Raw genomic sequence first — 26,110 nt, 5'->3', positions numbered from 1 at the left:
ACATTTCCTCTTTCAATCTCAGGGAAAAATTTAACTGTATAATCCTGAACACAGAGAACCAATAAGTTATTTTGCTGCACCTATGGAGTAAAGAAATAGTTTACTGCGAGTTTTAAATGTGTTGTAAATCAGTAGTGGAAATAAAATCCCCGCTAAAGAGACAATTAAAAAGTATAAAATCGGATTCGGTAAGTTAGCCGTCCTCAATAATAGAACTTTTGTGATACCTGTAAAGTAACCATGAAATAAATATATAGCCATACTAGCTGTACCACAATATTGCAAATATTCGGTGATTTTCTGCCATAATTCACCTTTTTCACTGCTACTTCTGTCTACATAGTTAATTAACTGAATAGACAGCAAATATAAAAACATAAATCCTACTGTGCCATTGATTAATCTTAAATAATCAACGCTGGCATCTTTAGGTAAAAGAGATTCACAAGCTATTAATATAGATAGAAATAAGCATTGTGTCAGAACTTGATTTACAATATGAGAATTTTTACAAAATATAGTTTCTATTTTCCATAAATATCTATTTATAAAAATACCAAAAGCATAGAATATATTCCAAAAGAAATAATCTTGAATGCTTTTATTATTTGCCAAAACACTAATAATAAATAAAGCTACTGATAAAATTAAATAAGATTCTACTGAACGCCAATTTTTGAAATATATAAAACTCAGTAGAGTTGAAAATATTAAAACGTGTAAAAACCAAAATATTTCGTAGGGATAAATTACGGAATTAATTATATCAAAGATAGAAAATGTCCTTGATTTAGCTAAAGATTGAAAGATAAAATATAGGGGACACCAAACAAGTAGGGGTACAAGTAACTTCTGAAATTTAGATGTAAAGAATTTTTGATAAGTAAGATTTTTATTGCTAAAAGCAGCAAAAGCAATTCCAGAGGCAATAAAAAAAGTAGGCATATGGAATGTATTTATTAAATCACATATCCAACCGAGCAAGGAAAGATTAGAATTATATATTTGACGCATTCCATAGCTGATATTGTATCCAATCACATGACCAACAACTACAAGGATAATTGCTATACCTCTGATCAAGTATAAGTATTTTGACAATTGCTTTTTAAAATACTGATGATTGTCAATAGTATGTTCTGTCATATTACCTCCTTTGGTGATAGGAAAATCATTATTATTTGTATTAAGCGCTAAAAAGATTTTTAGATATAACTTTTATTTTCATCAGTCTTGCGACTATAAGCCAGCTAGTCAAGAAGCCAACAGCAGATATGAGTAACATAGTTATTACTGGAGGTAACATCTTGATATTGGGTATGATTTTTACCAAAAGATTAATGTAGATTAAGAGAATTAAATAATGTATGAGATATATGCCAAAAGAAGATATGCCTAAATTCTCTATGTAAGGTGATTTTGGTATTTTATTGGATAGAGCAATTCCACATATCAGGAGAGAGAATGCTGTACCTAATTCGTATAGGGATTGGGGAAAATAAGTAATTTGGTATAAATTTAATAGCCATAATGCCGTTATGATTAAGGCTAGGCTCAATAAGGATATTGCATGATTTATATTTAGATGTTTCGTGAGTTTTTTGATGCGTGGATGATTGATAACCATAGCTAGTAATGTATAAGGTAGACATTTAATTAGCCAGGCGATCGCTACAAACAATAATCGCCAAATTTGATGATCATAGTTGGGAAATATGGGGTTTTCTATACTTTTAAAAGCTATAGAGCAAGCATTTGTAACTGCTAAACAATTTACGCCAAAGTCAGTATAGAATTTAAAATCATTTCCCGAATATATCTGCAATTCGTAGAAAACAATACTAATTATGGATAAAACAAGGAGCGTTTTTAATTTAATCTGGCGACTCACTAATATTTCTGCCAAGATGATTAAAAAGCTACCTGTAAATAGCATTGGTAAGAAATATAAATGAATAGAAGCGCCACCAAGAAACAGCAGCAGAACTGGGTCTTGAAATAAATCCTTGAGATTTCCCGACTCACTCAAAGTTTTGAGTATACGTAGGCATAAATAAATCAAGCTCCATAAAAAATACGGAATTAATAATCTTTGTGACCTTGATTTAAATAAACTAACTACAGAAGTCTTTTGCTCTGTTGTATATAATTTTTGCGTCATTAAATAAAATGACGAAGCCAAAAAGAAAGGTACAGCAAATCGACTGATTTCGATAACTGCATTTGTCAAATTATTTGTAGGTAATCCAGAATAAATCATGAGAGTACCAACATGAATTAAAACGACAGCATAAGCTGATATACCTCTAAACAAGTCAATTCCTACTAGCCTTTGCTTATTCTGTCGTTGATTTAAAGATTGCAGCATTTCTCAAGAATCCTTATAGCTACCGACCCAATTTTGATTGATACTAAGCTGATGTTTTCGCTAAATTTGGGTTCCAGTATTCATCACCCCAGCCTGCGATCGCCACTAGAGTCCACCAATAGAAAAAGAATGTAGTAGCATCAACAATATTACTAGCCAGCATACTCACAGCGTTAGCCACATATAAGGCTACCAACAGCAAACACAAATTACGCCGAGCGTAGTTGAACTGAGAATTTCTCAGTAAACTGACTAGATGCCATAATTGCACAAATAAAAAACACAGAAACCCTATCAACCCTACAATTCCTTGCTCTACAAGAAAGCGGAGATAATCGTTGTGGGCTTCATAGCCACCCCCTGTTTCTAAGTCGCGTATACCCAGAAAGCGACTTGTATCTAGACCGTAACCCAATATCGGAAATTGATTCCAAGCATTGATTAAATAAGTCCAGTGAGCAATCCGCCAATTAAAGCTATTACCATCTCCATAGGACAAAATAATTGACCTAGATACGTCAATGTTGGGGTTCAATAAAGGCGTGTCATAAATTTCTGTGAGTCGTTGTTGTCCAAATTCTGTACTCCCAAACATCCACAAAAATGCACAACAAAACAGTGCTACGCCAATCACTCTCACTGGGGTAATTTTTGCCGAGTTGATAAACAATATCAGCAAGAAAACTGCTATTACTCCTGTAAAGTAACCAGTTCTCACAAATACAAAGGACACCAACCCTAATAAAAGCAACCAAGGTAAACGTTTGCTGGAAATACTTAACTTCCACCAAACTAAAGCGATAAACATCGTTAGGAAGATACCTAACCCGTTGGGAAAACCTAAAGTTCCTGAAACACTACTCCCAGCTTTCCCCTGGGCTGTTAACAAAGGCGGTAACATTGATTCTGGTATAAATATTTGCAGCAGTGCAATACTAATGGGAGCCACCAAAGACAACAGCAACAGAGAAATTATCTTTTCCGGTGGTACACTGTCTTTGAGCTGCATTACCAACAGGTAGACCATCAACCAAGAAAAGTAACGCATCCATACCCGCACACCATTCATCAAGAAAGAAGCATCCATCCCCAAACCACCCAAGGGTAAAAGAATTATCCATAGGCTTTGGAAGATGACCCACACCGCGAAAAACCACCAAAATTTATCTGTTTTGACAGCTTTACCCGTGAGTAGCGCCACCAATACATAAAGTATTGTTAAACCATTGAGAGCGATCGCAAATGCGGCTGGTATTTGTAGAGAGGAAAACAGGTCTAAAGAGCTACGCAGGATTAATAAACCAATAACTGCTTGCTCAAAACTGGCAAAAAACCATATCAGTCCAGCTACCGCTACTATAGCCACGAATAGCAACACCGGACTGACACCAACCGCAAACCCAGCTAAAATACCAACTGCTAGACCAACTAAGCCTAGCCACAAGTTGAGATGAAAAGACCTACTGGCGGTTTTGTTTAGCATCTTTCTTAGTTCGACCTCGAATTATCAGTCGAATTTCTTCTACCACTTCCCAACGCGGTTAAACGGCGCAGAGTTTTCGGTAATAGGGAGGGATATTCCTCTGAGGGGTAGCGGTAGTATTTTTCCGTCCCGCTTGTCATACCATTGACGACTACACCTAAAATCGGGATGCGGTTTTGGTTAAGTTCTGATACCGCACGTTGTAATACCTCCTTGAGGGTGAAACCAGGTCTTGTAGTCAGGATGACACCATCACTCATTTGACTCAAAGTGGAGGCATCAGCACAAGCGCTGAGGGGAGGTGTGTCAATAATTACTAAATCGTAATATTCTGCTGCTTGCGCCACCAAGGCTTTCATGGCTGGGGATTCTAATATTTGCGATGGTCTTCCCCGTAATTCACCGCAAGTCAAAACCGAGAGATTTTCCACGGCTGTTGACTGCACCGCACTTAATAAAGGTCTTGTACCATCAATTACGTCGGTAATTCCTGGTTTAGGAGCTAGATTAAATAGCGTGTGTTGTGAAGGTTTACGCAAATCAGCATCAATAATTAACGTCCGCCGAGATAACATAGCGGAAACTGCTGCTAAATGGGAAACAATGACTGACTTCCCTTCCCCAGAAAGCGGACTGCTGACAACTATAACTTGCAAATTGTCAACATTGCGGAACTCTAAATTCTTCAACAGCATTCGGTAAGGTTCAACCAAACCTAAATCATCAAGAAACTGTTCCGCCGGCTCTAAACTCAGTTTGGTAGCGGGGAGACGTGGTAAAACTCCCAACAATGGTAGTTGTAGTAACTCCTCGGCTTCGGAAGCATCGCGCAGAGTGTTGTCCATCAGTTCTAGTACTAACACCAAGCCTACAGCTAAGATGCTGCCAAAGAACCCAGCTAGGACAAGCACAACGATACGCTTAGGCGATGAAGGTAACTCTGGTGCGACAGCCGTTTCCAGAATGCGGATATTACTAACTTTCTGCGCTTCAGCAATCTGTGCTTCTTCCAGTTTACTTTGGAGAAACTTGACTGATTCGGCGGCTTCTTCCCGTTGGCGGGTGAGGACAGTTAAGGGTTGCTGTTGAATGGGGATGAGTGCCAAACGTCGCTGGATATTAGCTCTCATTTGGCGGATAGCATTCAGCCTGTTTTCTACGGCTAAACGTGTGATGTCATTGGTGATTAATTCAGAGATCAGGTTTTGGCTGATTTGGTCATTAGCTAAATTCTGAAAATTAGCCGTTTGATTGTTAGAAGATACCCTAGCCATTTGCTGGGCATACAAAGCTCTGATTTCATCTCTTTGCTGCACTAGATCGAGAACGGTGGGATGTTCTTCTCGAAATTTAGTCCGCGCTTCGATGAGCTTGGTTTCTATATCAGTTAGCTTGTTGCGTAGGACTTTGAGTTGTTCGTCTTGACCTTCTCTGACAGAGGCATACGCTGTGGTGATGTTTTTCGCATCTGTCACTTGGCGTAAAGATGCGTCACGCGATCGCGCTTCTTGCAGTTGTGCGGCTAAGGTACGCTCTTGATTCTCCAAGTCTGCCAAACTAGTTACTAAGCTTCTGGTCTGGTCATCCGCCGCTACCACACCACTTTGCTGTCTGTATCTGGTTTCTGCTAATTCGGCTTGTTGGAGACGTTGACGTGCTTGGGGGACTTTTTGGGCTAAAAACTCTCTGACCTTAGTCGCCTCGGAACTAATGGTTTTGATACTCTCCTCAACCATTGCCTCAGAGAGAGCATTTACAACCTCAGCCGCTTGTTGTGGATCTTCACTTTGATATCGCAACTCTAGGATATTAGTCGCTGGAACAATCACCACCTTCAACTTTGATTTAATATCCGCAGGTGTTAATTCCTTTTCGGTTGAATTACCTTTTTGGGGCTTGAGTTTACTAATTGCCTGTTGCAATACTGTTTGTGACTTCAACAATTCCGCTTGGTCTGCCAAAGGGTTGCGTCCCACACCTGAAGAATTTATCTGAGTTAAGTCACGACCTAACTCAGATACACTAGCCTTTTTATCATCCAACATCAATCTTGCTGATGTTTCATACAACTGTGGTGTCACCTTCAAATAGGCGAATGACGCTCCTATAACAGCAGCAAAGACAGTAATAGCTGGAAAGCCTCTGCGTCCCAAGACTGCTAGTAAGGTTGAAATGCCTTTTCCCATTACACGTATCCTAGTTTCTTCCAGAAACAATAGTCATTGGTTATTAGTTCATAGTCCAGTAGGGGCGGGTTCAGCCAGAAATTCATGGGGAAAATAAATATGTCAATTAAACCCGCCCCTACAACAGTCAACAGCCCATAGTCATGAGTTTTTCTCCTTCACGCCACACTCCGCACCCATCTATTTTTTGCTTCCCGCCCTAGCTAAACTAATCTCTTCAGGCTGCAATGTCCCTAGCGGTTGAGGCGAGGTCAACAGGGTTTGATACAGCTTTAAGTTTTCCGCAGTGATATGTTCCCAACTGTAATTTACTTGAATATTTCTTTGGGCATTCTTTGCCATGCTTGCTATTTGTTGGGGGTGATGAATTGCCCAATCTAAGGAACTAACTAAGGAGTCTACATCACCAGATGTAAATAATGTTCCCATACCGCCATTAATCAACTGTTGGTGTGGCAGAATATCACTGGCTACCACTGGTACACCTTCCTGCATTGCCTCCAACATTGCTAATGGCAAACCTTCTAAATCAGAGGGTAAAACAAACATTCCTGCGCCGCGCACAATTTCCCACAGACGCGGGCCACGTAGTTCACCAGCAAAAATAATATTGGGGTTATTTGCGACCTTTTCTAATAATTGAGCGGTGTATGATTGAGTATCACTAACACCGCCAGCCAAAACTAATTTCCATCCAGATGGTTGTAATTTGGAGAAGGCTTCAATGAGTAAATCGGGACGTTTTTCGGGAACGATCCGCCCGACGAATACCATATAACGTCCCTGTTCTAAACCCAGTGTTTTACCATATGTAAATTTGGGGTCTGATTCACCGTAGCTAGCGGGAGCATTGGGAATATAAACTGTCTCCCGTCCATAAGTTTGGGCAAAGTAGCTTTTGAGTGCATCAGAGACAACTACTATACCGTGGGCAAACCGGACTGCGGCTTTTTCACCAGTTTGAATCAGGCGAGTGGAAAAGCTACCCCATTTAGCACGTTGCCAATCTAATCCCTGACAAGTGACAACAATTTTAGCTGAGTTGGCAATTCTGGGTAAGAAGGTGAATAGCGAGGGGCCAAGAGCATGAAAGTGGACGATATCATATCTTTCTGCTGTGGCGGCGATCGCACCTAATGCAGAGGTGACGAAGGCATCTGCACCTTTGACATCCATCCCAGGTAAGGAAATTACTCGCACCCCTTGAAAATCATCATTCCCCAGCCAACGAGTATCCGTATATGAAGACCTGGCATATAAGTCTACACTGTGACCTTGTGCAACTATCCTGGGATAGACTTCTGCACAGTAATGCTCGATGCCACCTTGTTTAGGGGGAAGACCTTTAGCTCCAATTACAGCAATTTTCATAGTCATGTTGTTGGTTGTTTTACAAGGAAACACACTATCCGTAGCAGTTGGATCAGCCTCTGCTACTTCGTCAGCCAATGACTGAGAACTCTTTTAAAGCCCAGCGACTTAACATATCACCGTAAACATCTCTCACGACAGTACGCGCCGCAAAGGGTTGTGCAGTGCGTACACAGGCTTCACTGGGATAATCTTGTGGGTGCAATAGTATCCGACGTAAAGCATCAGCTATACATTCGGGTGTCCTTTCCTCACATACAATACCACTATCAGGATTAAGTAATTTGGGAGTTTCACCACATTTGGTTGTGACTACTGGCGTACCACTAGCCAGTGCTTCTAGTACCACCAGAGGTAAACCTTCATAAGCACTGCTGAGAACAAAGGCACTACTCAACCGATGTAACCTAGCCAATTCTTGTTGTTTTAATGCTCCTAGCATTGTCACCCGACTGGACAATCCTAATTGTTCAATTTCCAGGCGTACTGGTGTCGCTAATTCTCCATCACCTGCTATCAAAAGGTGTGTGTGGGGTTGGTTTAAAGCAGCAAAAGCACGTATCAATAATACCGGGTCTTTTTGGGGATGTAGTCTGCCCGCAAAGAGAATAAAACTTGTTTCTTCCTCCAGTCCCATCTGCACAGCCAGTTCGCGCCGGTTAGCTTCCCGTTGTGACTGACTCCCAGAGTAGAAGACCTCATTATCAAAAGAGTTTTTAATAAATGCTACACGGTCTTGCAATTGGGGGTAACGTTGCCGATAAAACTGTGCAGCATCACTATTGCAAGATAGAATCTGACTAAACTGACGTATCAATATGTTCTCTAACGCAAAGTAAGCAGCCGGAAATCTACGCCACAATATTGCCTTACGGTCAGCCACAGTTGCCATCTGTGTGTGAATATCATTATGGATAAAGATGGTCTTTTCTCCCTGCCAGTTCATCGCTGCCAAACTAGGCTCAAGTCGATGAAAGTGAAGAAAATCTGAAGACAGGGAACGTCCTAACAACGCTGCCGTATATTTAACTGTAGTAGGGATTAAACCTCGCACATTATCGTCTTCTATCTTCAGAATTGGTAAAAAACTTATCTCCCTACCTGCAAATTCTGCTTCTTGCCATTTACCAAGAGTCTGACTAGAATCACTGGCTGTTCCCACAAGCCGCACTTCAAATTCACCGGGAGCATACTTAATAAATGTATTGATTAATGTCTGAATTCCTCCAATAGAAGTGTGCCAGGGATTGTACTGATAGAAAATCGTTAGAACTGGTTTACGCATTACTCACACCCTAAGCGAATCTATAGACACGCAAATTTGAGTTAAGTCAATTAGGGAAACTACTGTAAAATAGTTATTAAAAATTTATACTATTTTACTTAGAAACACACAGGTATATGGTAGTATCTCTAGGTTTAAAAGTCACTTAATCAATCATCACTTTACAAAAGTTTTACATTTTTGAGAGTATATAGAGTTATTAAGAACTTATATCCGGTTAGGTTAAAAACTTATCATCAAGACCCCAAGGGAAACCCCCCCAAGGAAGGCAAGGAATGAGTAGGAAAGAGGGTTTGCCAACTTTTGCACCGATGTCCTTATAATTACTAATTAACGAGACTTGATATTAGACAAGACACAATTCTCATTCATTAACTTAAATCAACTTCATCATAACTTTATCAAACTTTATGTATTGGCTTGGACATGGGGGGAAGGGGGAAGGGGGAAAGGGGAAGGGGGAAAGGGGAAAGGGGGAAAGGGTCAACTGTCAACTGTCAACTGTCAACTGACAACTGACAACTGTCACCTATCACCTATCACCTGTCAACTGACTAATTCCCCATCGCCACCCCAGCCAAATAGCCTGTTGTCCAGGCGCTTTGGAAGTTAAATCCACCTGTAACGCCGTCAATATCTAAAATCTCTCCGGCAAAATAGAGGTTGGGGACTAGTTTACTTTCCATCGTTTTGAAGTCAATTTCTTTGAGATTGACACCGCCACAGGTAACAAATTCTTCTTTAAAAACTCCTTTACCATTTATTAAATATTTTCCCTGTGTGAGTTCTTGAACTAGCAAATTTAAAGTTTTATTCGATAATCCTGCCCAACGGTCATCTGTGGTAATACCGACACGGGCAATGATATATTGCCAAAGACGATGTGGTAAATCAACGCCGCGATGTAATGCGATCGCCCGCTTTGCCCATTCATTTTTTACTGCTAAAATATTTTCTCGTACTTGTTCTTGGGTAAAATCGGGCAACCAATTAACTAATAAAGTTGCTTGATAATGACTGTCATACAGCAATCTTGCACCCCAAGCGGAAAGTTTGAGAACAGCCGGGCCACTCATTCCCCAATGGGTAATTAACAATGGCCCTAGTTGTTCCAGTGGCGGTTTATCGCCAACGCATAACCGTAAGCGCACAGGGTTAACGCTAATACCAGCTAACCCCCGCAACTTGGCTTCAGGAATATTAAAAGTAAATAATGATGGGACTGGCGCTTCGATATGATGTCCTAATTCCTGGGCTAGTTGATAGCCGATGCGACTGCTACCTGTAGCTAATAATAGGCGATCGCACTTTATTATCTCTCCCGACTTGCAGAAAATCTCAAACTGATTGCCTGTATGCTTAATTGAGACAACAGCCGTTCCCGTTTGTATTTCCACGCCCTCAGCTTTGGCTGCATTCATCAAACAGTTGACGATGGTTTCGGAACTATCTGTGATGGGAAACATCCGCCCATCAGCTTCCTTTTTCAACGGCACACCTTGAGCTGCAAACCAAGATACAGTATCCTTAGCTTGGAAGCGAGCAAAAGCACCCCTCAGTGCTTTCCCACCTCTAGGATAATAGCGGACTAACTCATTAGCGTCAAAACAGGCATGAGTTACATTACAACGTCCACCACCTGAAATACTCACTTTCGCCAGAGTTTGACGACTAGCTTCAATTAACGTGACTGCTGCTTGTGAGTTGACTCTAGCACAAGCGATCGCCCCAAAAAAACCCGCGGCCCCGCCGCCAACAACTACAATTTTCGCAGGTAGCAATTTTCTAACTTTCTTTTCTAGATCACTTACTTTCTAGGCTAGCAGTCAAATGGGGCTTAGGGGTTAGAGTGTGTTTTCCAGCTACTTAAATTTTGTAACTATAAATCAAGGTTTGTAGTCAGGACTTTAGTCCTTTTTGGAGGACTAAAGTCCTCACTACGAACTCATTTGATTTATTTTCAACGGCTTACTTAAGAATCTGCTGGTTCAAATAAATCTTTTGTCGCACCGCAGACGGGACATACCCAATCCTCTGGAATATCTTCAAAAGGTGTACCCGCAGGTATATCATTATCTGGGTCGCCTACTTCTGGATCATATTCGTAGCCGCATACTGTACATATATGAGTCGCCATAGTTGTCACCCCGGATGATTGCTGGCATGGTTTTAGTATAGGACTTACGCATAAAAACGAAAAATCAAGGGGTTAGGCAAGGGTGTAGGGGTATAGGGGTATAGGGGTGTAAATCTTTAAAACCCTTACACCCTTACACCCTTACCCCCCTACACCCTGTCTCAACAGATAACCTTGGTGCGTAAGTCCTGTAGTATATGGCAGGCTAGGGATTAGGAGCTAGCCTGTCAATTAGTGTCAACTTATACTATTTTAAATTTTTTTAGCCGTTATACTCATTTTTAGGTTCTACCTGGGAAATCTGAAGTGGCAAAGCCACTTCTTTTTATGGGTGCAAGTTGCCTAACGGAGAAAAGTAAAAAGTAATTTGAGGACGCTTTTTACTTTTTATCTTTCTTTAGTCGTTGGTCAATTCGTCTCTCCATTTAGTCTGATTTTCCTTGATTTCTGTATCAGGCGATCGCGCTAATAGCCAAGTCTTCCAAGTTAAAGGTTTTTGTCGCTCCACATGATTAATCAACTGCATAATTGATTGATCAACTTTGATAGGAGTTTTTAAATTAAACTGCATATTCTGCAAAACTTTTACATCTTTATTTAGCAATTCCTGCATCACCGAATTACTCAGCCACAACATAAAACGGGTAGATAACCAACCAGAGAAACCTTTGCGTTTTTTGGTCAAGAAAATAGTTTGGATTTCTACTTGTTCCTTTTCGTTGAGACGTGCAGCAAACATAAAATAGCAACGTCGTAAATCTGTTCCTACAGTTAATGTGAATGTACTCCCATACCAATAGCAAAGGCTATAAATAGGGTTCTTATATAAAGGACGAAATATTTTTTTAATTAGTAAATCATGGTTCTGTCGCCTATACTTACTAAAAATAATGGCATTGGGATTTAATTCTTGCTTCTCAAAGCCAATATCTAAAGCTGGAACTCTTTGGAAATACTGAGTATCAATAGCACTGAGCATCATGATATGAGGATGACAATTCATCACTAATTGAGAACCTAGAAAACTTTCATATTCCTGAAATTCTAACTCTGGGACAAAGGGTAGAGGTTGCTGTGGAGTTTCGCCAGTCCAAATCCAAATTAGTCCATACTTCTCCACCGTCGGCCAGGTTTTTAACTTCAAAGGCAGGGGTTGTTCTAAACAGGGAATTTCTACACATACACCAATAGCATTAAATTTCCAGTGATGCAAAGCACAGCGCAATTCATTACCTTCAACTGTACCTTCCCCAAGATGAGCGCCCATATGTGGACAGTAAGCATCACAAATCACTACCTGTTTATCTTGTCCACGATAAATTACTAATTTTCTCCCTAAAAGCGTGATAGGTTTGACTTCACCTATTCCTAAATCATTACATGGTATCACCCAATACCAACCCTCAATAAAACTTTTACAATTATTAAAAATTTTCGGTTTATGAGGAACTTTATTATCTTGAAAGCCTGCATCCATTTTATATATTTATCGCTATGAAGCATTTGCTTTACAAATAACATAAGCCAGTGATGAAAACAGTTATTTTAGGTACTAGCAATAGCAATTGGCAATAATCTGTGGATAGGCTTATACTAATTCTCTGTGAAGATGCACCGAATCAATAATGTAGAGAGGTTGCATATAACGTCTCTATTGATATCTTGCATCTGCGAGTGGAAGAGGGTGGCGATGCACTCCCCACCCTACGTAATTTGTAATTAATATATACTGTAAAAATATTGAGGTAGCAATTCCCAAGATTTAAATTTGTGGCTCAAACAATAATACCTATTCTCCTTAGATATTATGTGCTTGTTATTGAGAGATAATTCTCTAATTTTATATAAAAATGCAGGTAAAGTGGGCATTAAGTAGGTGTACACAATTATTTATAAGACGCATTTCGACTACGCTCAATGCTCGTTAACTGTATGAGAAGAGGGTTGAGCGCAGTCGAAACCCGGCGATCTCAAGTTAGGTTTAATTTAGTCCTTCTACTTAACCACCCTAGAAATACTTGATGGTCAGGTTTTGGGTAAATGAGACTATCTTCCCATCGCTTTTAACCAAAGAATTTATCTGATAGTATTAGTTCCAACTGATTGATAAAATATCTAAGTAAAATTTATCGTGGGAAAAAATTAGGATTTAACAGGAAAAGGTAAGCATTTACCGGGGTTTGCTATAATAAAAATGGAGAAGACGTAAAATATCTCCAATTTTTTCGATTATCCTAGCTACGGCATTCTTCTGCAACTTGATTATGTCTAAGGATAATAAAGTCATCTACAATTAGTAAGGTGACAATGTAAAGTTATTGTTGTAAGAGAAGGTAAGTTTGACCAAACCACAAGGTATAGTATCAGCCATGCCCGACGACAAGCGAATCCGGTTTTTTTTCGTAATGCTAATGTGATTGATTTAATAGGAATCCCTTATGGAACCAGGGTTAAGATTATTAATTCAGCTAGTCCTAGAATTTGCTCCTGTATTTGTACATATAATCAACAAGAGAGGTGAAGCAGCTTTAACTGCCACAAAAGAGCAATTACCCACTTTAATCGAAGGATTCCTTGAAACTGTCAATACTTTTAATGAACAAAACTCTGAAAAAATCAATGAACAAGAAAGATGGCAACAGCAATTGGCCGCATATCAACGGGAAACCCAAACGCAAATAGCTAACCAACAGAGGGATACAGCGTTAAAGTTACCAGAAGTTAATAAAATACTCGATAGTTGGCCGTTAAGACTATATCCGTCACAAATTCTAGAATCCCATCATAGTTATGCACGTAAACCCCTGAAGGTTTTCATCGCCCCCCCAAAAATTCAGTTTGATCAGTTCGATAATAAATTAGAATCTGCTGCTGACATTGAGTTAATGCTGGCAGAAGGTTTACGGAATTTTATTAATAAAAATTACTCTCTTCATAGCTTGACTAGACCTGTAGAATTTTTGGCTGGTGCTTGGGATAGTAAGAGATTTCATAGTGAATCGAGTATTAAGGCTTTGTTTGGAATGTTAAAAACAGAGCCAATATTAATTTTAGAGTCGGAAAATGATGGAGATTATCTAAATTTTCGCATTGCTTATTGGGGTCTGGGACAGGGAACATACTATTATAAAACAATATCTCGCTTATCTTATAAAGAGATTATTCAGAACTCAGCTAAGAAGCGGGCTTTAGATTGGAAGCAAATTAGAGATGAATTGCAACAAATAGGTGTAGATGCAGCAGAAATTAATCAGTTGGGTCAAGATAATGTTTATAATTTGGCAATTTTAGAGAAAGCGGAAAAGTGGCAAGCCCAAGGTATTGATATTACAAAATTAGCTTTACAGTATCGAGTTAATCAGCATGATATTGAACAACTATGCCAAGTATTAACTACTTGTCATTGTTTAGTTGCGGCTTGGGTAGCGGATATTTACCATTTAGTTCATCATGATGTATCACCGCTACTACCAGAGTTACTGCCAAGTTTGCTCAAAGATGCTATTGATGTACAATCACTAAAAGCAATTACCACGAGTTATAAGCAAGTTTATGCAGCTTTAGAAAAAGAGCGACTTCACTGGATACCAGAGTTGTCTGTGCAGTTAGCCCAGAGTTTATCTCACCTACCGGACAGTTCTTGGGCGCAAACGGAGGTTGACTACTCTATCAGCACATGGTTAGAACTGCGTCAGGTTTCACTACAGCAGTTCACCCATCCTTTAGAGGCGATGCAGTCAGCCATCAAGATAGAGGATGAAGAATATATTCAAAAACTCAGGCAATATTTTACGGTAATTAACGATCGCCACAGTTTACAATTACTAGACAAAATAGTTGATGCGATCGCCACCCTCAAATACAAACGTAGTTTAGAATCTCCCAACTTAACCAAAACCATCACCGGACATTCCGGGAAAGTTACCTCCATCGCCATCAGTCCCGATGGTGAAGTTTTAGTTAGTGGCTGTACCGAACAAGCCGTGAATATTTGGAATTTTCCTACAGGTAAACTCATCCGCACCCTGACAGGAAATTTAGGAGAAGTTTCATCCGTCGCCATCAGTCCCGACGGTAATTTTTTAGCTGTGGGTAGCGGCGTACATCCCAGAAGTAACGTCAAAGTTTGGCACTTAAAAACAGGTAAACTCCTGCATACCCTCTTAGGACATCAAAAACCAGTCAACGTAGTAGTGATCAGCCCAGATGGACAACTTCTTGCCAGTGGAAGTAATAAAATTAAAATCTGGAACTTGCAAAAAGGCGATCGCATTTGCACACTTTGGCATTCCTCAGCCGTTCACGCCGTAGCCATCAGCCCCGATGGTACAATCCTTGCCAGTGGTAGTTCCGACAACAAAATCAGACTATGGAACCCCCTGACAGGCGACCCATTACGCACCCTCAACAGACATGATGGAGAAGTAAAAGCGATCGCCATCAGCCCAGATGGACAATTTTTATTCAGTGGTAGTGCTGATACTACCATTAAAATTTGGCATTTAATCACAGGTCAAATTCTGCATACATTAACTGGACACACAGCCGATGTCACATCCCTAGCGACCAGTCCCAACGGACAAATTTTATTCAGTGGTAGCGCCGACACCACCATCAAAATTTGGCGCATTTCCACAGGCGAACTACTACACACCCTCACAGGACATACAGCCACAGTCAATTCCGTAGCCGTCAGCCCAGATAATAATTTTCTCGCCAGTGGTAGCGCTGATCAAACTATTAAAATTTGGGGGATAGATAAGATTTAGGGGACTGGGGACTGGGGACAGAGGAAGTAGAGGAGAAAAACTGATAACTGATAACTGATAACTGATAACTGAAAATCCCTCCCTTCCTCCCTCAGACATCAACTATAAGGATGAAGCTTTTACTCTCATGCTCCGCTTCAATGGAACTGCATTGAGTAAAACCATCCTATGAAAACAGATCCAGGTATTACTATAAATACTAATCCGCCCAAAAGTGAACCACAAAAAAATAGATGGCGCACCATGGGCATCTTTTTATTTTTAATCTTTATAATTAGTTTCTTTGCCTACAGATTAGAAATTGTTTTAGGCAAAACCCCCAGCTTAGACAAAACATTTACACCTGTAACCCAAGCCGCACCACAAGAAATTGGTTCCTATGATATCTTGGGTTACGCCATTAATAAAGCAGAAGCAACAAAATTACTGCAAACTGAAGAGGGACGCAAACAACTATCACCAGAAAATGGTGCATTTGCTGTTACTCAAGAAACATTAAAATTAGGGCGAGATGCTTTCTACTCAGACACATTTGGGAATGAAATCTTCCAAACTGATGTAGTAGGGGCGCTGAATGGGCCGATTAATTTGCTCACTGTGGGAGCGGCGATCGCAAAATTAGGTGGTAAGCACACAACCAATTTGCAAATCCCCCTCAACGAAGACGTGACAATAGGCGATCGCACATTCAAAGCCGGCTTTACTACGCAAGAACAAACAGACCTAATTAACTTCCTCCTCAGCTTAGATGATCAGCCAGAGGTTTTACCCAATGTAGGGGACAGGTGACAGGTGACAGGTGACAGGTGACAGTTGACAGTTATCAGTTGTTATTCTTCCCCATCTCCCCCATCTCCCTATTCCCCTCCAGGGAGGGGTTAGGGGTGGGTTACTCCCTCATCTCCCCCCAGTTCCCAGTCCCCAGTCCCCAGCCCCTACTTCAACATGGAAAGAGAAATTCAAGACTCAGATGGCATTACATGGACTTGTCTGCAAGCATTTTCCGGTCTTTCTGATATTGCAGAAGCGCAAGAAGCAGCCCAAGTTAAAGGCGAAGACAATACTTATTGGGTTGTATGTACTCCCAGTGGCGGCGCACAGTCTGTACGGCTAAAGCTAAAAGGCGAATGGTACAAAGAATACTCTGACGAAGAGTTATTACAAGAAATCAAAACACAACAGTAGTAATACCAGACAAAAATGTTTTTTTGCAACTGACAACTGACAACTAAGCATTATGACAAACACAGTAATTATCACTGGCGCATCACAAGGAATTGGTAGAGCTACAGCATTATTATTTGCTCGTCACCAGTATGAAGTGGTGTTGGCAGCGCGTCAAGCTGACCGTTTAGAAGCGACAGCCGCCGAAATTAGGGAACTGGGACAAGAAGCGATCGCCATTCCCACCGATGTGACAGATCCGCTACAAGTTCAGGATATGATCCAAAAGGCGATCGCACATTTTGGTCGCGTAGATGTTTTAATTAATAATGCCGGCATCTTTTGCTTAGGCCCTGTAGAAGCCTTCAGTTTAGATGATTGGCATAAAATCATCGATACCAATTTATGGGGTTACATCCATACAATTAACGCTATTCTCCCCTATTTTTTAGAACGTGGTCAAGGAACCATTGTTAACGTTAGTTCCATCGGTGGAATAGAACCCATTCCTTACCATGTCCCCTACACAGCTAGCAAATACGCCGTCACTGGCTTAACCAGATCCCTCCACGCAGAGTTAGCACCAAAAAACATTCACGTGGGCGGTGTTTATCCCAGCTTCATCAGTACCCAACTTATGGAAAGAGCAATTTTTCGCGGTGGAAGTGAGGAAACAGCCCAAGCGCGGACAGAATTAGTAGGTAAAGCCATTCAAACGCCTGTATTGGAAAAACCCGAAGATGTAGCCAAATCAATTTGGACTGTAGTTAAAGATAAACGTCCTGATGTAGTTGTTGGTTCAGCCAACTTTTGGAAAGCCGCTTATCAATTAACTCCTAGCTTGATGCAGACACTCGTCCGTCGTGTTTTTGGACTGGAAGAACGCAGCAAATAATGTCAGGACTTACGCACCAAGGTTATCTGTTGAGACAGGGTGTAGGGGGGTAAGGGTGTAGGGGGGTAAGGGTTTTAAAGATTTACACCCCTATACCCCTCTCTTACAAAGTTCTGATCGGAGGAAGCCTCCGCTCAGACTTTGCGCTATACCCCTACACCCTTGCCCAAACCCTTGATTTTTCGTTTTTATGCGTAAGTCCTAAAAATATAGCAGTTGAGACAGAGATGAGGACATAGAGTAATTAAGGGTTTAATCGCTGTTCGCTGTTCCCTGTCCCCTGCTATACCTTAAGATACTTCTACTGGTGTTGGGAAATTAGCGGTAGGATGATTACGAGCGATCGCTGCCTGCATGAAGCCTGTAAATAAAGGATGGGGTGTGCTAGGACGCGATTGAAATTCTGGGTGGAATTGGCAAGAGATGAAGAATGGATGATGGGGATATTCCACAATTTCCACTAAGCGTCCATCGGGTGATGTGCCACTAATCACATAGCCAGAATCTAGCAACAACTGGCGATAATTGTTGTTAAACTCATACCGATGGCGATGTCGTTCTTCCACAACTTCTGCTTGGTAAAGTTTGGCCGCTAAGGTATTGGGTAGAATGTGGCATGGATATACGCCTAAGCGCATCGTTCCACCTAAATCTACAACATCTTGTTGGTCAGGTAACAGGTTAATAACTGGATACTGGGTAGATGGATCAAATTCGGCACTATTAGCACCTGTTAACCCACCGACGTTTCTCGCCCATTCAATGACGGAACATTGCATTCCTAAGCATAAACCCAAGAAGGGAATTTGGCGATCGCGGGCGTATTTAATCGCCGCAATTTTGCCATCCACCCCACGAGTCCCAAAACCTCCAGGTACAACTATGCCATCTACACCCGCCAGATAATTTTCTGCTGGTTGGTTTTCTAAATCTTCGGAGTTTACCCAGCGTAAGCTTAAATTACCCTGAGTAGTAATTGCCGCATGACGTAACGCCTCAACTACCGATAAATACGCATCACTCAATCTGACGTATTTCCCAACAATAGCGATTTCTACGTTATGCTTAGGACTGTACAACCCTTGCACCATAGCTTGCCATTTGGCTAGATTTGGTTGGCGTTGTTCCATTTGCAACAAATCTAGTGCTTGTTCTGCGAGTCCTTCCTTTTCTAGAATTAAGGGGACTTCGTAGATACTTCTAGCATCTTGGGCGGTGATCACACATTCTACAGGGACATCGCAAAATTCCGACAATTTTTGCTTTAGTCCTCTAGGGATGGGGCGATCGCTCCGACATACTAAAATATCTGGTTGAATGCCAATGGATCTAAGTTCCTTCACTGAATGTTGTGTCGGCTTAGTTTTCATTTCCCCCGCCGAGGCAATATGCGGCAGAAGCGTAACGTGCATATACAGCACATTCTGCCGTCCCACCTCTTTGCGTAGCTGGCGTATAGCTTCCAAAAATGGCAGGGATTCAATATCGCCCACCGTACCACCAATTTCTGTAATAACTACAGAAGGATTTGTCTTTTTAGCTACTGACAAAATCCGTTCTTTAATTTCATTGGTAATATGGGGAATTACCTGTACTGTGCCGCCATTGTAGTCACCACGACGTTCACGCATGATTACAGCTTGGTAAATAGAACCAGTAGTAACGCTGTTGAGTCGTGACATCGAAGTATCGGTGAAGCGTTCGTAATGTCCCAAGTCTAAATCGGTTTCTGCACCATCCTCGGTCACAAACACTTCGCCGTGCTGAAAGGGACTCATTGTACCCGGATCGATATTAATATAAGGGTCGAGTTTGAGAATCGACACCGAATAATCTCGTGATTTGAGTAAACGGCCCAGACTTGCTGCTACAATGCCTTTGCCAATACTGGAAACGACACCTCCAGTTACAAAGATAAACTTAGTCATAGTAGTTTGTATTTTTATCAACTGCTAACAATACCTTTCAAAAGACATCCCGTCATTGTGCCACAGTCACATAGTCAATACGCTTCTGTGATAAACCTGTGAAAAAGTTCCTCGTACCAGTAATCTTAAATTTCCTCGTCACCTCCTCCGTTGCTTTGGCTTCCTCACCTCTCAAAGTTGTTTATCCCCCGACAAACCACCAGACTAGTGCAGAAAAAATCTTTTTTATTGGCACAGCACCACCAAATGGGCAAGTTCTCATTAATGGTAAGCCAATTAATCGTAGTCGCTCAGGTCATTTTGCACCCAGTTTTCCCCTACAGTTAGGAGAGAACATTTTTACTATCACTCACCAAGGTCAAAAGCTGGAAATTAAGGTGACAAGGGTGAGTAATCAACCGGAGATACCCCAGGGTTTAGCTTTTGCTAAAGGTTCTCTGACACCAGCAGCCGACATCGCCAGACTACCAGGAGAACTAGTTTGTTTTAGTGCGGTTGCATCCCCTAACGCTAGTGTATCTGTGAAACTGGCTAATCAAACTGTCGCACTCTTACCCCAACCACAACAAGCACAACTACCAACTAATTTGGCAGCCTTGACAGGGCAGAATCAACCCACTACCCAGTCTAGCGTGGGAACTTACCAAGGTTGCACTACATTGTTACAGCCTGGCTCTTCCGTAAATGGGCTAGTTGTCTCAGATGCAGGTAAGGAGATAGAGTTGGGGCAACCTCAGTTTCAACTGACAATCAATGGTAAGACAATAACTCAACCAGGAACTGGCAAAATTACAATTCTCTCACCCGCGCAGTTACCAGTTGCTGAGGTGGTAGCAGACGCAGGCGTTGCACGAACTGGCCCTAGTACCGATTTCTCTCGACTTACACCATTACCCAAAGGAACACGCGCCACTGTCACAGGTAAAGAGGGTGAATGGTTCCGTCTAGATTATGGTGCTTGGATTAATAGTCAGGAAACTCGCATTCTCCCAGGATCTGTTCCGCCACGGACATTTATTCGCAGTGTCGGATATCGAAGAGTCCCAGGTGCAACCGAGATGCGTTTCCCACTACAAACCCCTGTACCTGTGAGTGTGGAACAAGGGGAAAAAACTTTCACCCTCACACTCTACAACACCAATGCCCAAACAGATATTATTCGCCTGGATGATGACCCTTTAATTTCTCGTCTAGATTGGCAGCAGACAGCTTCAGGAGAGGTAAAATACACCTTCAACCTCAAAAAAGCTCAACAGTGGGGATATAAGCTGAGATACGATGGTACGACCCTGGTGTTAGCTTTACGCCATGCGCCTGATATCAAGCAAAATCGGCGAAAGCCCTTATCTGGTATCAAGATTCTACTCGATCCTGGTCACGGTGGCAAAGAATCTGGTGCATCTGGGCCGAATGGATATTTGGAAAAGGACGTAAATCTGGCGGTTTCTCGGTTATTGCGTGAGGAATTGCTGAAGTTGGGGGCAAATGTGGTGATGACGAGGGAGGATGATAGGGATGTCTCCTTACCTGAGCGTCAAGCAATTATCAATCGAGAAGAACCAGCAATTTCCATTTCCATCCATTACAATTCTCTACCAGATAACGGTGATGCGGAAAACACTAAGGGAGTTGGTACATTTTGGTACAATACCCAAGCTCATAGCCTCGCCGTCTTCATGCACAATTATCTGGTAGGTAAACTCGGTAGACCTTCCTACGGTGTCTTTTGGAATAACCTAGCTTTGACACGTCCAGCCACCGCCCCCTCGGTATTATTAGAGTTGGGTTTTATGAGTAATCCTAATGAGTTTGAGTGGGTGACAGATACCCAGGAGCAGAAGAAGTTAGCTAAGGCTTTAGGTGAAGGGATAACTCAGTGGTTTAAATCTGTTAAGTAAAAGCACGAAGGAGGACAAAGGTGAGCAGGAGAAAGGAATCACTAAACTCATAACAAATGATTCTGACTCCTCACTTTGAATCCTTACGTAATTAATACTCAAACTTTGTGTTGAAGGTAAATGCGATCGCAATTTCCGCTCAATCTTTAATAAATGTACTTTTTTATACAATAATTATTTGAGAAAACATTACTAATATTTTATTTTTTCCTCTCAATGAAGTTTAAATATACTGCTTTTTTAAAAGTTAATAGTATTTACATAAGATGTGGTTCACTATACACTTATATAAAGTTAAAAAACCCTCAGTAAAATTAATTAAGTGTGTCTGACTGAACAGTTAACTATAAAAAACAGCAACCTAGCCTTGAAAATAAAGTTAATAAATGTCTTTTAAATTTTAACCCTGTAATTAAAAGCGGAACACAACATGAGCCAAAACGCCAGTAGTCAAAACAAAAAGAAGTTTAATTTTACTAAATGGGGTTTTATGATAGGAACTCCAATTGCTATTGCTGGAACTATCGCTACTGTTGTAACAGTTCCAGAATTTAGATGTTCTGTAGGTCTCAAATCAGAAGCTTGTGTAGTTCCAAAAGCAATAGTAGAACTCATTACACAAAAAGAAACAGGTGAAGCTTTAGATGGAGTTAAAATTCAGTTTATTTCTCAAGGAGCGCCTGAAGTCCAATATACTGATAATAATGGTTATGCTAAAGTTATACTTCCTAGTAAGGGGGATGTTTATGTCAACTTGAGTAAACAAAATTATCCACCTCAGAACTTCACTATTAACTTAGAAAACGAACAAACCAGAACTAGAATTATAAAATTTCAACAATCAGGCAAACCTGATGTCCAACCAATTTCTTCAACTCCTTCTAGTGCTGCAACTCTCTCTGTTTCAAAACCACCGCAGGCTACTTCTACGCCTTTAGTTTCTGCAAATAATATTAATGGTTCGCCCGAGGAAGCAAATAAAAATCTGGAAACTTTAGTCAAAACTAAGAAATGCTCAAATTGTTATCTAGTTGGTGTTGATTTAGGTTTTGCAAACCTAGAACGGGCTGATTTAACAGGCGCAAATCTCAGAGGCGCTCGTGGTTGTCCTCGTCTCAATGGTGCAAATCTCAGTGGTGCAGACCTGCGTGGTTTTAGTATTTGTGGAGCTAACCAGTTAGACTTACAGGGAGCTAACTTACGTAATGTAAACCTGAAAGGCGCGAATTTATACGCTGCTAACCTGCGTGGTGCTGATTTGAGTGGTACTAACTTATCTGATGTTAACTTGGACAAAGCAGACTTGGCTGGGGCTATTTTGCCAGATGATGCTAAACCTTCTAATTAACGTGAGTTCGACGCAACCTAACGCCAACCCTTCCCTTGTAAGGAAGGGGCTAAAAATCTACAGCTTAGTCTAAAAATAAGGTTTTTATTGGCTCAAGCCCTCACTACGAACTTATATTTATTAAGTCCTTCTACTTAGTTCAAGAAAAATTTGCTTGTGATGGGGTCTTGTTTGAGGGATTGAAAGAAATCTTTCAAAGTCATGAACTTGCCATTTAAGGTGAACTTAGGAGTGCCATTTTGAGAAACAATTCTCACTTCACCGTCTTGGATCTGAATCTTATTCTTAATGCTTTCCCATAAAGTATCGAAGCTTTCATCATCTCGGCAACCATTAACTTCAAGGAAATTTTGACGCACTTCAGTTTTAAGCGATCGCGCTTCTGCTGCTTGTATGCGCGTCTCAAAATGCTTAACCACATCTTGATAACTACTCTCTCTCAAGATTTTGTTTTCCAGCCGAACTTGCTCTAACTCAGTTTTTATGGCTTGCAGTTGTGAAATTAAAGCTGCTGATCTCTGATATTCAAGTTTTAAAGCTTCCTTGGCAGCAGCTAATAAGGCTTGATAATCTAGTGGCTTTTCAGTTTGATTTTTTTCAGATTCCATATTTATCTCGTGATTGTACTCACCAGTCGGCAGTGGACTCATCCGCGTCTGTGATTGCCCAGCGTCCCTTGTCTTTTGTAGACTGCTAGTTTCTTCCTACTTGCTTCACTCTTGATTTTTTATTTTCCCAACCGTAAATTCTTACAGAAATAAGGCAATGAATTGGGCATCGTTGCAATATCTAAAGCAACATAATTTATAAGCGAGTATGTCTTTCTATAATAACTGTCACTACTGTTAATAACTTCTACTAAAAGAAAGGGTTTTATATTAAATCTGTCTTTTATCAGATCAAAAAAATACTTAGTATTAAAATATTTGAAATAAAAGCAAAATTTAAGTATTTGCTCATCCTAAATAGATAGTTATCCTTAAATAAAAAAATTAGTAAAAAATAACTGCTATGATATGAATACACAACGGCAATAACGATACACATCATCAGAAACATATCTGGGATTTTCTAGCAGTTATTTGGCTATCTGTGCAAAGTTAAATTAAGCTTAGAATAGCTGATTTTAGAGGAATCAGCCATAATAATTTTCTCATCTAAATTGTAGTTTATCTAAGTGTGCTATTTAATTTACCTTTAGCATTCTCATAGGGTAAGCCGAAAATATTTGCTTTTTTTAGGAGTATATTAATGAGCTTGATCATAAAGTCGATTCTTGGTGCAGATAGCGAAGCTCGCTATTTCACCCCTGGAGAACTTGAGCCAATTAAAAACTTTATTAAGAGTGGCGATCGCCGTCTACGCCTTGTTCAGGTTTTAAATGAAAACCGGGAGCGTATTGTTAAACAATCTGCAAACCAACTGTTTCAAAAACGCCCAGATATTGTCTCCCCTGGGGGCAATGCTTACGGGCAGGAAATGACTGCAACTTGCCTACGAGATATGGATTACTATCTACGGTTGATTACTTACAGTATTGTAGCTGGTGATTCTACTCCTCTTCAGGAGATTGGAATTATTGGCGCTCGTGAAATGTACAGGTCTCTTGGCACTCCGATCGCAGCTGTTTCTGAAAGTGTCCGTGCAATGAAGAATGTTGCTATATCTATGATATCAGTAGAAGATACTAACGAATTAAGCGGTTACTTTGACTATTTAATTGCTGGACTTCAGTAGGGTAATAACCATACTTGACCGCTTAAGGCGAAGCTATCCGCAGTGTTTGACATCTACGAAATATTGAACAAGGTAGAACTACATCACAGTATAACAATGTTTATTACTACAATGGAGATTGCTAATGTCTAAGGAAAAAAACGGCAACCGAGAAGTCAAAAAACCAAAGAAAGATCCTAAAAAAAAGAAGGAGAAGAAAGACCCTAATAGATATGATGGGTCAACTTAGTATCTTCAGCAATTTTAAATTTTTCCTTATGGAAATCCTATAAGGAAATTTTCTAAAAGAATCAATTTCAATTTAAATAGAGTGTATTTTTTTCTATCAAGGAGCTAATAAATATAAATGGATAAACCAATCCTAGAAAAAGATGGAACTAAATCTGATTTTGAAAATACTATACAGTGGTATGTGGCAGTACATTCTCACCCTTTAAATAAAAGGAATTATTCTTACGCGATCGCTATCGATAACGTATTAGAGCGCAACCCATTTCCTATTGCTGACTTTGATTCATGCTTGTTTGGTTGTTATGAATCAGCGCATCAAGCACTGAATGCCGCAGTTGAGGAAGCAAATAAGAAAGTTGTACCGCCAAAAATATTACATAACAGGTGATTGACTTAACCCCAGGCTGTATGAAATTCTGAAACATTTGATGGACTAATAAAACTTTTAACCTCCACCGCTATTTTTCTACCTTCTTGTTCTGCGGCTAACAGTTGTTCTGCTGCTAAATCAATTTCAAAATCTACATCATCTACATTAATTTCATAAGGATCAGCCGTAATCTTCCAGCCGTCTTTCTCTAAAGCCTTCCTGACTATATTATCCTAAAAATTAGGCTATCTAATACTAAAAAATTGATGCGCCACTACTGGCTATAGCTATGAGACTACAGCAAAATCTGTGTACTGTCTCATTTTAGGCTCATGGAAGGCTAAAACAATGTCTTCTTTGGGAACACCAGCACGAACCAAATCAGTTGCAATACCGTCTTCAGTCCAATCTTCTTCGATCCAGAACTTATTATCACGAATCCGCACATAGACAGTTATACCAGAAATGCGATCGCCATTTTGCCAACCAAGATTCATCCAAATGTAATGAGCCTTGGACTCGTCTACAATTAAAAACGTCTCAATACCTGAATTGGGATTAACCTTGCACAGTTCTACATACTCAGTCAAAATCTGCTTAATTATTTTAGGATACTCAGTTAATTTATCCATTGTGTAATCTCCTCTGCCTCTATATCTACAACAATAATGGGAAGTTGATGTTTCCTGAGAATGAGTTGAATTACATCCTGAGTGAAAAAGTTATTATAGGCAACTTTGCTGACAGAAATATACAACTTACGGTCTGGTGCTGTTTCTTCTAAAAGATAACGGTAAATGTCATATTGACCGATAATCCATGCAGCGCAAGCCCCTGGCTTTTAGACATGGGGTAAGCGATGGCGCGATTTTAATCGCCGTCAAGTATTCTTTTGGTTTTGAATATACTCCTTAACTGCCTCTAGTGGCGCGCCTCCCAC

At 40.5% G+C, this 26,110-nt stretch carries 21 protein-coding genes and 1 pseudogene; 8 read left to right on the top strand and 14 right to left on the bottom strand.

The window, feature by feature from the left end; translation table 11 throughout:
- Positions 1-66: 66 nt before the first annotated feature.
- From H6G83_RS11340 to H6G83_RS11300, 9 genes are all read right to left on the bottom strand, one after another.
- The gene (locus tag H6G83_RS11340; RefSeq protein ID WP_190471465.1) at positions 67-1,146 is read right to left on the bottom strand and encodes an acyltransferase family protein; all 1,080 of its coding nucleotides are present in this window, start codon (positions 1,144-1,146) and stop codon (positions 67-69) included.
- Between the two features lie 40 nt (positions 1,147-1,186).
- Entirely contained in the window at positions 1,187-2,368 is a 1,182-nt protein-coding gene (locus H6G83_RS11335; RefSeq protein ID WP_190471461.1) for an acyltransferase, read from the bottom strand.
- 43 nt (positions 2,369-2,411) lie between these two features.
- A complete protein-coding gene (locus tag H6G83_RS11330) occupies positions 2,412-3,851 on the bottom strand; it encodes an O-antigen ligase family protein (protein ID WP_190471459.1) in 1,440 nt (479 codons plus the stop codon).
- A gap of 5 nt (positions 3,852-3,856) precedes the next feature.
- Positions 3,857-6,037: a GumC family protein gene (locus H6G83_RS11325; protein WP_190471456.1), complete on the bottom strand. Its 2,181-nt coding sequence runs from the start codon at positions 6,035-6,037 to the stop codon at positions 3,857-3,859.
- A gap of 180 nt (positions 6,038-6,217) precedes the next feature.
- A complete protein-coding gene (locus H6G83_RS11320; RefSeq protein WP_190471859.1) occupies positions 6,218-7,408 on the bottom strand; it encodes a glycosyltransferase family 4 protein in 1,191 nt (396 codons plus the stop codon).
- 70 nt (positions 7,409-7,478) lie between these two features.
- On the bottom strand, positions 7,479-8,693 hold the full coding sequence (locus H6G83_RS11315; RefSeq protein ID WP_190471453.1) for a glycosyltransferase family 4 protein: 1,215 nt from the start codon (positions 8,691-8,693) through the stop codon (positions 7,479-7,481).
- A 554-nt stretch (positions 8,694-9,247) separates the two neighbouring features.
- Complete coding sequence (locus H6G83_RS11310) at positions 9,248-10,474, bottom strand: BaiN/RdsA family NAD(P)/FAD-dependent oxidoreductase (RefSeq protein ID WP_190471450.1); 1,227 nt, start codon at positions 10,472-10,474, stop codon at positions 9,248-9,250.
- Positions 10,475-10,665: 191 nt separating this feature from the next.
- Positions 10,666-10,830 carry a rubredoxin gene (gene rd, locus H6G83_RS11305; RefSeq protein WP_190471446.1) on the bottom strand — a complete coding sequence of 55 codons (165 nt, stop codon included), beginning with the start codon at positions 10,828-10,830 and terminating at the stop codon, positions 10,666-10,668.
- 397 nt (positions 10,831-11,227) lie between these two features.
- On the bottom strand, positions 11,228-12,307 hold the full coding sequence (locus H6G83_RS11300) for an aromatic ring-hydroxylating dioxygenase subunit alpha (protein WP_190471443.1): 1,080 nt from the start codon (positions 12,305-12,307) through the stop codon (positions 11,228-11,230).
- 961 nt (positions 12,308-13,268) lie between these two features.
- Here H6G83_RS11300 and H6G83_RS11295 point away from each other — a divergent pair.
- The 4 genes from H6G83_RS11295 (at position 13,269) to H6G83_RS11280 (ending at position 17,658) form a co-directional block, all read left to right on the top strand.
- Positions 13,269-15,599, top strand: a complete 2,331-nt coding sequence (locus H6G83_RS11295; protein WP_190471440.1) for a WD40 domain-containing protein — start codon at positions 13,269-13,271, stop codon at positions 15,597-15,599.
- Positions 15,600-15,767: 168 nt separating this feature from the next.
- Positions 15,768-16,388 carry a hypothetical protein gene (locus H6G83_RS11290; protein WP_190471435.1) on the top strand — a complete coding sequence of 207 codons (621 nt, stop codon included), beginning with the start codon at positions 15,768-15,770 and terminating at the stop codon, positions 16,386-16,388.
- Positions 16,389-16,544: 156 nt separating this feature from the next.
- Positions 16,545-16,784: a hypothetical protein gene (locus H6G83_RS11285; RefSeq protein WP_190471432.1), complete on the top strand. Its 240-nt coding sequence runs from the start codon at positions 16,545-16,547 to the stop codon at positions 16,782-16,784.
- 52 nt (positions 16,785-16,836) lie between these two features.
- Positions 16,837-17,658, top strand: coding sequence for an SDR family NAD(P)-dependent oxidoreductase (locus tag H6G83_RS11280; protein ID WP_190471429.1), 822 nt, complete (start codon positions 16,837-16,839; stop codon positions 17,656-17,658).
- A 290-nt stretch (positions 17,659-17,948) separates the two neighbouring features.
- Here the strand turns inward: H6G83_RS11280 and H6G83_RS11275 are convergent, their stop codons facing one another.
- Positions 17,949-19,586, bottom strand: coding sequence for a CTP synthase (locus H6G83_RS11275; protein ID WP_190471426.1), 1,638 nt, complete (start codon positions 19,584-19,586; stop codon positions 17,949-17,951).
- 98 nt (positions 19,587-19,684) lie between these two features.
- Between H6G83_RS11275 and H6G83_RS11270 the strand changes: the two genes are divergently transcribed.
- Positions 19,685-21,484 (top strand): N-acetylmuramoyl-L-alanine amidase, encoded by a 1,800-nt coding sequence (locus H6G83_RS11270; RefSeq protein WP_190471423.1) that lies wholly within the window; start codon positions 19,685-19,687, stop codon positions 21,482-21,484.
- A 490-nt stretch (positions 21,485-21,974) separates the two neighbouring features.
- Positions 21,975-22,832: a pentapeptide repeat-containing protein gene (locus H6G83_RS11265; RefSeq protein ID WP_190471420.1), complete on the top strand. Its 858-nt coding sequence runs from the start codon at positions 21,975-21,977 to the stop codon at positions 22,830-22,832.
- A gap of 134 nt (positions 22,833-22,966) precedes the next feature.
- Here H6G83_RS11265 and H6G83_RS11260 read toward each other — a convergent pair whose 3' ends face one another.
- On the bottom strand, positions 22,967-23,440 hold the full coding sequence (locus tag H6G83_RS11260) for a hypothetical protein (RefSeq protein ID WP_190471418.1): 474 nt from the start codon (positions 23,438-23,440) through the stop codon (positions 22,967-22,969).
- 643 nt (positions 23,441-24,083) lie between these two features.
- Here H6G83_RS11260 and H6G83_RS11255 point away from each other — a divergent pair.
- Positions 24,084-24,569, top strand: a complete 486-nt coding sequence (locus H6G83_RS11255) for a globin family protein (protein WP_190471414.1) — start codon at positions 24,084-24,086, stop codon at positions 24,567-24,569.
- Between the two features lie 346 nt (positions 24,570-24,915).
- Complete coding sequence (locus H6G83_RS11250) at positions 24,916-25,188, top strand: hypothetical protein (RefSeq protein WP_190471411.1); 273 nt, start codon at positions 24,916-24,918, stop codon at positions 25,186-25,188.
- A gap of 8 nt (positions 25,189-25,196) precedes the next feature.
- Here H6G83_RS11250 and H6G83_RS11245 read toward each other — a convergent pair.
- The 3 genes and pseudogenes from H6G83_RS11245 to H6G83_RS11235 all read right to left on the bottom strand — a co-directional run.
- A pseudogene (locus H6G83_RS11245) lies at positions 25,197-25,397 on the bottom strand (element excision factor XisH family protein); the annotation flags it as partial.
- Between the two features lie 60 nt (positions 25,398-25,457).
- Positions 25,458-25,802, bottom strand: a complete 345-nt coding sequence (locus H6G83_RS11240; RefSeq protein ID WP_190471408.1) for a XisI protein — start codon at positions 25,800-25,802, stop codon at positions 25,458-25,460.
- On the bottom strand, positions 25,790-25,984 hold the full coding sequence (locus H6G83_RS11235) for an element excision factor XisH family protein (RefSeq protein ID WP_313935865.1): 195 nt from the start codon (positions 25,982-25,984) through the stop codon (positions 25,790-25,792). The genes H6G83_RS11240 and H6G83_RS11235 overlap by 13 nt, the downstream gene beginning before the upstream one ends.
- Positions 25,985-26,110 lie beyond the last annotated feature (126 nt).

This window comes from Anabaena azotica FACHB-119 (assembly GCF_014697625.1).
Classification (GTDB): domain Bacteria; phylum Cyanobacteriota; class Cyanobacteriia; order Cyanobacteriales; family Nostocaceae; genus Trichormus; species Trichormus azoticus_A.
The sequence above is the reverse complement of the archived record's forward strand: the minus strand, read 5'-3'. Positions and strand labels throughout refer to the sequence as shown.